Origin of the sequence: Paraburkholderia sp. EG304 (genome assembly GCF_046543485.1) — a bacterium.
GTDB classification, from domain to species: Bacteria; Pseudomonadota; Gammaproteobacteria; order Burkholderiales; family Burkholderiaceae; genus Paraburkholderia; species Paraburkholderia youngii.
This window is the reverse complement of the sequence record NZ_JBKGUA010000116.1, coordinates 1-8,523: the sequence shown is the minus strand read 5'-3', so window position 1 is coordinate 8,523 and position 8,523 is coordinate 1. Positions and strand designations below refer to the sequence as shown.

Genomic DNA, 8,523 nt, shown 5'->3' with positions numbered 1-8,523 from the left:
CATTCAGGTTCTTGAGCAGCGGGCAGATTGCCTCATTGACCGAGTGGACCGAGTCAAACCGGTGATGACGCAGGCGTGCCATGATCCAGCGTTCGACCACCTGGACCGCAACCTCTACCTTCGGTTTGTCCTGCGGACGATATACGCGCGCAGGAAGGAATGATGTGCCGTAGTGACGCGCGAAGTCCAGCACAGTGTCGCCGGCACGAGGTTCATAGCGATCGGGATCGGCAATCATCGCGCGTGGGTTATCCGGGACGATCAGCTGCGGCACTCCGCCATAGAAGGTCAGCGCGCGAGCAATGCCGCCCAGCCAGTCCTCCATCGTCTCGGCCGGCGTCGCACATGCGAACGTGTAACTCGATGCGCCCATAGCCGCTACGAAGATGTGCGCGCGGCGTCCAGTCGTCAGCGGCAACGTGGGGCCGGCGAAGTCGACAAACAGCTTCTCGCCGGCGCGGTGAATCTGACGCATCGAGCGCTTCAGGCGTTTCGTGAACGCCTTGTAGTGCCCACAGAACTGCGTATAGCGGTAGGTCTGCCGGTCCGCGAACTCAGCCTGGTATTCCTCCCACAGCAAGGTCAGCGTCATGCCCTAGCGACGTAGCTCCTGATGGATGCGTCCATAGTCGGGCTGGGCATAGGCTGCTGGCCCCGTGGGCTTGCCGAGAAGCCGCCGCTCGAGTTCGCCTTCATCCATATCGCAGGCGCTTGCCCAGTCCAGCCCGGCGGCACTGGCTAGTCCGATGTACTTCGTGACCACGCCCTTGGATATGCCCAGTGATGCGGCGATCCGATCGTGCGAGAAACCGCCGTCAAATTTAAGTCGTAAAACGTCCTTGATCATGCGCATGTTCATCCGGTGCGCTGGCATCGTCTCTCCGGCCAAAGCCGGCGAGCATAGCCCGCGTGGTTGATGTCATGCGCAACGCCAATCCTGACTTCCGGTCCGCTCGGTCACGTTCCCGAAATGACCGGTCACGTTGCCGAAATCGCCGGTCACTATCCCGAAACGGCCGGTCACGTTCGTCCGAAATACGCACAGATGGACCTTGCCACCGTCGGTCTTGGGCCATATAAAACGGCCTCGTTCAAGCCGCTTCGCGAGAAGCCAGATTCCGTCCTCCGTGGCAGGGAGAATCTTTACCAGATCGCCCCGACGGCCCCGGAAGATGTAGACGTTGCCGCCTAGCGGATTCTCCTCAAGCGCTGTTTGCACCTTCGCTGCCAACCCCTGAAACCAGCAGCGCATATCGGTGACACCAGCAGCGATCCAGATGCGCGTGCCTGCCGGTAGGGAGATCATGAGCGCAGACTACCTAGCACGATCCGCAGCATATCGGCATCAACCAGGCCGCCCACTTTAACCACCGCACGACCGATCCGGATCTCGATCGTTCCTACGGGTGGTACAGGCTTCGCGCCCGGCGCTTGCGGTTCTACCGGAGCTGATGCAATGACCTCTGTTGGCGTGTCGCTTAGCAATACGACCGGAATGAGCCCGGCAGATCGAGCTTGCTGATCGTCCAGATATCGCCGCCGCCAGGTGAAGAGCATGTTCGCGTTGATGCCATTCTCCCGGGCCAGCTTTGAGACTGATACGCCAGGCTCGCAAGCTGCCGCTGCCAGTCGCTCACGAAGCTCCCGGGGGTAATTCGGGCGCCCCGTTCGGGTACCCGGCTTCTTCTCTGCAGACTGTGACAAAGTGATGCCCATCAGATCGGAAATCATGGACATCACTTTGATGTCGCCCTCGGCCACCGTCTATAACGGCCGCCACGAGCCGCTTACCGTCTTCTCGCTGGTTGCTGCAAGCGCGGCTGGAGACGGGTAGCTGTTAGCGCCGATGTAAAAATGACCCACCGGGGGTGCTGACAAAATCCTGGACTACCAGGAGGTAGTCCGTGTACTCGTACGAAGACCGCATTCAAGCAGTTCGGCTGTATCTGAAGTTGGGAAAGCGCATCGGGGCGACCATCAGACAGCTGGGTTACCCGACAAAGAATTCCCTGAAAGCCTGGCATCGCGAATACGAACGGTGTCATGATTTGCAGATCGGCTATGTTCGTTCCAGGCCGAAGTATTCGGTCGAACAGAAACAGGCTGCCGTTGACCATTATCTGAGCCATGACCGATGTGCTGCGGTAACCTTGAGGGCATTGGGCTATCCGAGTCGCGGGACATTTGCTGCCTGGATCGAAGAGCTGTGCCCCCAGATCGGAAAGCGTATTGTCGGCCGAGTGGCTCGCAGTGCGCCGAGATCGCGGGAGGCCAGGCAGGCGGCAGTCATCGAGCTGTGCACCAGAGAGGAAAGTGCGCACGTGGTTGCCCAGAAAGCTGGCGTAAGCAGGCCGATGCTGTACAACTGGAAGAACCAGCTACTCGGTCGAGAGATGCCTGCATCCATGAAACGCCAGAACAAGCCTGCGCCGGACCATGAGCGTGCGGAACTAGCAACAGGTCGAATCGCTTCGACGCGACATCCGGAAATTGCAACTCGAGCGCGACATCCTCGCGAAGGCGAACGAACTGATAAAAAAAGGAACGGGCATCGACCTGCAACTCCTGAGCAACCAGGAGAAGACGATGCTGGTTGATGCCCTGAAACAGACCTATACGTTGCCCGAGTTGTTGGCCGTCTTGCGGCTCGCCCGCAGCTCCTACTTCTATCATCGTGCGCGCCTGCTTGTCGCTGACAGACATGCTGGTGCGCGTCGCGTCATTGCAGACATCTTCGAACGCAATTACCGTTGCTACGGCTATCGTCGAATCCGCGCGGCGCTGGGTCGGCAGCAGGTATTCATCTCGGAGAAGGGATTTCCGTGCAGTCGCCCCGAATCAGAAATGGCTTACCGACATTACAGAATTCCAGATCCCAGCGGGCAAGGTGTACCTGTCGCCGGTAATCGATTGCTTCGATGGTCTCGTCGTGAGCTGGTCAATCGGTACACGGCCGGACGCTGAACTCGTAAATACGATGCTGGATTCGGCCATCGAGTCGGTCGCTGATTGCGATGAGCGGCCCGTGGTTCACTCCGACCGCGGCGCCCACTATCGCTGGCCGGGATGGCTATCCCGGATGTGCGATGCCGGGCTCATTCGCTCGATGTCGCGCAAAGAATGCTCGCCCGATAATGCCGCCTGTGAAGGCTTCTTTGGACGGCTCAAGACGGAACTGTTTTATCCTCGTGACTGGCGGGCTACGACCGTTGATCACTTCATGGAGATTCTTGACGCTTACATCCGCTGGTATAACGCCACGCGGATCAAGATGTCGCTCGGATCTCTCAGCCCCATTGAATACCGGGAAAGTCTTGGAATGGCGGCATAACCCAGTCCAGGATTTTAGCCGCACCCCCGGCGGGTCAGAATTCAAGCGGCGTTGACAGGTAGCGCTCGAGTAGATCGAGCACGGCGGGATGCTCGAGGCGCGGTCCGAGAACGCGCTCAAGCGCGGGATGGATCTGGGTGAGCAGGCCGCGAATCCCGTTACTGGTTTGGGGAATTTGAGCGGCGAGATCGTCGTCGAAGCCGCACAGCATGGGCAGCTCGGCGAGCGGTTCATCAGCTAACCGAAGCGAGCGCAGCGTATGCGGGTTCGAACCGGCGGCCTCGGCGATGATTGCGGCGTCGCGGGCGTCTGTCTTGGCCTCACCGGCATGCAGGTCGGCATTGCGGCGCATCGCCAGTCCGGGCAGATAGGCAAGCAGAACGCCGTCATGCCTGTGTCAGGTGCCACACGCTGCCAACCGATGGAGTAGATGGAAAAAGGGCTTGGTCGGGCGTTGGCGCTCAGCGGGGGCGATTAGTGCCCCGACGGTGTTCAACGCGGCGCTCGACGACAAGCTGTTTTGAGCTCGTCGAGCGGCCACACTAACTCGGTTCGACTTCCGACAGAAGCGACTGCGTGCGCCCCGGGTTGCGAAAACCTTGCATCTGACGTTGGTGGCTGTGCGTGGGCTGGTGACTGTTTTAGGCCCGGTTCTCTATCTCTGACGATCATGTGGACCAATCCAACGCCATTGAGCGAAATAAGGGGACAACGAACTACCCTTGAAGTGCCGCGTCAGTCGCGTTGCGCTTGCGTACATCTGCGGGGTTCGGTCCGCTAAACAATCGCCACTCGGTTGCGACCCCGACTTTTCGCGTGGTAAAGCCGCTCGTTTGCTGACCGAAGTAGTGCGTCAATCGTGCGACCATCCCTGCCGAACTGCGAGATGCCGATACTGACAGTTATCGATACCTTGCACCCAAGTTCACCGGCGAAAGTCGTGCTGGCAATTGTCGCGCGAATGTGCTCGCCGATTGCGAGTGCTGCATCCAGCGATGTGCGGGTCAGCAGCACCATGAACTCTTCGCCGCCCACGCGTGCTACGCCGTCGTAGGGCCGAATCGCGTCGCGGCATACTCGCACGAATCCCTGGAGCACTGTGTCGCCGACCTGATGTCCGTAAGCGTCGTTGACCCATTTAAAGTTGTCGAGATCGAGCGCGAGAAGTGAGAATGGAGTGCCGTCTCTCTGTGCGCGAACGACCTCCGTTTCTACACACGCAATGAAATGACGCCGATTCGCAGCTCCGGTCAATGGATCGGTCGCCGCGAGGTGCGCCAGCTTCTGGTTCTCGCGGTGAACTTCCTTCAGAGCGTTTTTGGCGCGATCCATTTCTTGGGCGAGTCGCGCGTTCAACTCCTCGCGACTATGGATCGTCGCAAATGAACGTGTCGTCAAAAAGGCCTGCGCCACGCCATAGCTGAGAAGGAAGAGGCCGCTGGCGAAAATGACGTGAGCAAGCCACCACATGTGGTTCCATGGGCTGCTCAGAAGAAAAGCCACCGACGACAGAGCGAAGGACATGACGGAGATGCCACAGACCAGCATCAGCGGGGACCGAGGCCGACGCAGTATCAGGATAACGACGCTGAGCGTCGAAAACCCGAGCGCCGCAGTGTCCATGACCCGCAGAATGATAACGCCAGCAACTGTAGAATGGGCAAGAAGCGCAACCAGAACGTCCACTACGAGGAATATTGCGGCCCAACTTAGCAAGTACTTGGCTCCGGCGCGGCGCTCAGCGGGATCAGACGGCCTTTGATACGACAGAAGCCCAATCAACAACAGAATCGACATCGTTAGACGCGACGCCGGACCATACAACAGGAATAGCCAAATGTTTTGATGAGCGGATCTGGTGAATGCGCCATGGAGCGCACAGATCAATACAGATCCGAGGAAGCCTAGCGTCATCCATCGCAGCAACGGCTCGCCGGAGGATCGATAGCATTGCCACGCCAAGTAGGCGACAAAAAGACCCACAAACGTCGCTCCTGTGATCGCAATTTCATGAAATGGGTAGTTTTCGAACTTGAGACCCGGGTTTTGAAAGAAATACAGGTAGCCAATCAGATAGGCCGGAACAAGAGCGAAGGCGACGAAAACCAACTGCGCGTAGCTCCTCGTGATGAACCGCACGAAGGAACGTTGCTTATCAGTCTGCACCGCAGTCGTCGCGCTCATAAATTCACTCCGGTGTGGTCCTTTCAGCCCGTCGTTGCCCCCATCGATACAATTGCCTTTGCCAGATACGGATTTTGACAGATGAGCTGAATCGATGCGCCATAAAAGTTTGCAACCATCTTTGTATGTTTCCCAATTTTCTATCAAAACGACGCGTTTAAATTCCTACGTTGAATGGGCCCCGCATGCCGGATGGGATTGTATCGTCGTCCTTTTTGGGATGGCGTCAAAAAACGCTCAAAAAATGGAAAAACAATAACGTGTACGACTCGTTTTTGTTGGTGTGCCCGTTGGCGAGAAAACCGGCCTGCTGACGATAATGCCTGGGCTAGGGATGCGCAATCGTAAAATTTACGACCATAGAGGCTCAGCCCTGCAATTACCTCGGCCCGCGTGACGCGGGTTTGCCATTCTCGGAAGCGGTCCCTCTGTGCTGGTTCGGGTAGAAGGCTGGCTCGTCAGCGACGAACCCTCAAAGTTACGACAATTTACATCGCTTAGCTTATCGGAAACATTTAGTCCTTCGCGAACCTTGGCCCGGCGGCGATGCTGGATTGTCGCTGTCTTGCAATTGGCGCATCGTGTCCCATCCGCTACGCCATGCGTTTCTTATGGACAATTGTCGTTGAAGTGAATGTCCCGCGCAGACTGCGCCAGACAAAACCGAAAGTTGTCTGACGCTAGATTGTCGCTTTTCATCGCATGTGCATACCACCGTTGACGGAGAAATCGGTGCCCGTCACAAAGCCGGCTTCATCGGAACAGAGAAATGCCACCACGGCCGCGACTTCGTCCGGTTGACCGAGTCTGCCGACCGGAATCTGAGGAAGAATTCGTGTTTCCATTACGTCCTTGGGAATCGCCGCAGTCATGGTCGTGGCGAGATAACCGGGCGACACCGTGTTGACGGTAACGCCGTATCGCGCCGTCTCCAGTGCGAGCGACATGGTGAAACCGTGAATGCCCGCTTTTGCTGCGGCGTAGTTGGTTTGCCCGAATGCACCGCGCGCACCGTTCACTGAGCCGATATTCACGATCCGCCCGAATCCCTGCTTGACCATTCCACCGAGAAATGGCTTCGTCAGGTTGAACATGGAATCGAGATTGGTGCGTAAGACCTTATCCCAATCTTCCTTGGTCATTCTTGCAAAGCTTGAATCGCGCGTAATGCCCGCGTTATTCACAAGAATGTCCACCATACCGAAATCGGTGAGCACGCGCTCCGCGCAATGCGCACACGAATCGAAGCTGGAGACGTCGACCTCGAACGCAACGAAACGGCGACCTACATCCCGTTCATGGACGAGCCACGTGGCAACGTGATCGTTGTGCTCGGAATGCGAGAGGGCGACCACCGTGCCTGCATCGTGGAGACGTCGGCTAATGGCGGCTCCGAGACCGCCCATGCCGCCAGTAACGAAAGCAACGCGTTTGGCTGACATGATGTTCCCCTTGTGAGCGAGGCCGTCGGCGGCCGGTGATTGAGTCGATTTACTGAATTGTCCGGAGATTTTCGGCTCCCCGACACTCCCCTCGAGGAACCATGTCGACCGCCGGTTTTATGCGACGGTACGGCAAGGCCGGCTCGTTGCAGAACTTCGCAGAAGAACACATGCGTTCGCAGCGCAAACGTAAGTTCGCGCCCTACGGATTGAATGGTGTCACGGATTTTCCTCGCATGACGGATTTCCTGACGCGATAAAGCGATCCGCAATTATCCGGTTGGAAGCAGCTGCAAACGCGCACGCCATGATTGCGTGTTCAATATAGGCGTATCGGTCAACAGCGGGCTTAACATGGATCAATCATCGAAGAGATACCGTTGCCGCACTCGGGAGTGTAGTGTTCCGACCTTCCCCGCACGCTATTCGTCGGGTTCTCTCGGGGGTTCATCTGCCCCGCACGGCTGGTAAATAGGGGGGGCGCAGCTAGGTTGTGTTATGCCCCTTTGTCAAAGGCTGCAATGTGGATGAGCACAAGCACGGAGAATACGACGAAACGCAACCAGCGAGGGCCTCGCGCCATCGCTCTGTAGCGTCTGCCGCTTTCTGCGGAAGCGGTTGAGCCAGTCAAAGCTGCGTTTGACCAGCGGCGCCAAAAATACACGGAGCGCCTTTTCGCCTGCGGCGGCTTGACGACTTAGAGGTCAATGCCTTCGTCGAGTGTAGCGTGCGCAGGTTCTTCGTCTGTGCACCTCCGGTCGTCGAAAGGCAGTCCGACTGGCGGCCCGCAGAACCCGATGCGCCAGCTTCCCGACCGGGGCGCGCTCCTGCTGGTTGGCCAGCCCCACGTGCACGGCAAGCGACTGCCCACGGTATCAACCGCCGTGCGGGCCAGTATCAGCTCGACTGAGGTGCGCGCGTCGAGAATGACCGCGCTGTGTTGACGGCGGTGTTCCTGCGCAACCCGGATGATCGAACGCAGGTCATTGACATAGCCCCGAAGCAGCTTGCTGGATTCAGCGCTGCGCTGCGTCTGCTGGTAGACCACCTCCCTCAGCTATTGGGTAACAAATGCGACGCTCCACCCGCTCTCATAATCCAGCGCAACGCGTTGAGCCCTTCGCGCAGCATGTAGCAGCGCCGTGGTGGGCCCTTACTCATCAAGGTCAGCGTACGGAGCGGCGAGGTACCAGTGTTCATCTGTTGCATCCGTTGGGGTCTGGGTTTCTTCTTCTTGCCATGGGTACCAAGCCTGACGGAAAGGTCATAACGGATTGTAAAGAATATTGAGTTTGAGAATGTTCTCTCTTACTAATTAGGACTACATAGTAATCAACATGGCGGTCGACTCAAGTAGAAAGCTGCGCCGGACGTTGTGAGCGCATCGCAAACGAGCTTTTAGAGCGTGTTAGGAACTTTGAAGTACTGGCACGGCGTGGACAAGCATGAGCATTGCGAAGACGACAAAATGAAGCCCGGCGAGAGTTTCGGGGAGCCGTTCATAGTCACGTGCGAGACGCCGGAAACGGTTGAGCCAGCCAAAGCTGCGCTCGACCACCCACCGCC

The 8,523-nt window shown here is 57.8% G+C and carries 6 protein-coding genes and 3 pseudogenes; 2 read left to right on the top strand and 7 right to left on the bottom strand.

The window, feature by feature from the left end; translation table 11 throughout:
• From istA to tnpA, 3 genes and pseudogenes are all read right to left on the bottom strand, one after another.
• Positions 1-853 (bottom strand): annotated as a pseudogene (istA, locus tag ACLFKU_RS41680) (IS21 family transposase); the annotation flags it as partial.
• 66 nt (positions 854-919) lie between these two features.
• Positions 920-1,306, bottom strand: coding sequence for an IS66 family insertion sequence element accessory protein TnpB (gene tnpB / locus ACLFKU_RS41675; protein ID WP_410853115.1), 387 nt, complete (start codon positions 1,304-1,306; stop codon positions 920-922).
• The gene (gene tnpA, locus ACLFKU_RS41670) at positions 1,303-1,731 is read right to left on the bottom strand and encodes an IS66-like element accessory protein TnpA (protein WP_410853114.1); all 429 of its coding nucleotides are present in this window, start codon (positions 1,729-1,731) and stop codon (positions 1,303-1,305) included. The genes tnpB and tnpA overlap by 4 nt, the downstream gene beginning before the upstream one ends.
• 173 nt (positions 1,732-1,904) lie before the next feature.
• Here tnpA and ACLFKU_RS41665 point away from each other — a divergent pair.
• A pseudogene (locus tag ACLFKU_RS41665) lies at positions 1,905-3,331 on the top strand (IS3 family transposase).
• A gap of 52 nt (positions 3,332-3,383) precedes the next feature.
• Here ACLFKU_RS41665 and ACLFKU_RS41660 read toward each other — a convergent pair.
• The 3 genes and pseudogenes from ACLFKU_RS41660 to ACLFKU_RS41650 form a co-directional block, all read right to left on the bottom strand.
• A pseudogene (locus tag ACLFKU_RS41660) lies at positions 3,384-3,725 on the bottom strand (IS110 family transposase); the annotation flags it as partial.
• A 383-nt stretch (positions 3,726-4,108) separates the two neighbouring features.
• Positions 4,109-5,515: a GGDEF domain-containing protein gene (locus ACLFKU_RS41655; RefSeq protein WP_410853113.1), complete on the bottom strand. Its 1,407-nt coding sequence runs from the start codon at positions 5,513-5,515 to the stop codon at positions 4,109-4,111.
• 695 nt (positions 5,516-6,210) lie between these two features.
• Positions 6,211-6,957 carry a beta-ketoacyl-ACP reductase gene (locus ACLFKU_RS41650; protein WP_410853112.1) on the bottom strand — a complete coding sequence of 249 codons (747 nt, stop codon included), beginning with the start codon at positions 6,955-6,957 and terminating at the stop codon, positions 6,211-6,213.
• 101 nt (positions 6,958-7,058) lie between these two features.
• Here ACLFKU_RS41650 and ACLFKU_RS41645 point away from each other — a divergent pair, with 101 nt between their 5' ends.
• A complete protein-coding gene (locus tag ACLFKU_RS41645) occupies positions 7,059-7,217 on the top strand; it encodes a hypothetical protein (protein ID WP_410853111.1) in 159 nt (52 codons plus the stop codon).
• A gap of 1,148 nt (positions 7,218-8,365) precedes the next feature.
• On the opposite strand, the gene ACLFKU_RS41640 is transcribed toward ACLFKU_RS41645, so the two are convergent.
• Positions 8,366-8,523: transposase (locus ACLFKU_RS41640; protein ID WP_410853116.1), on the bottom strand; the 158-nt coding region annotated here is incomplete at its 5' end.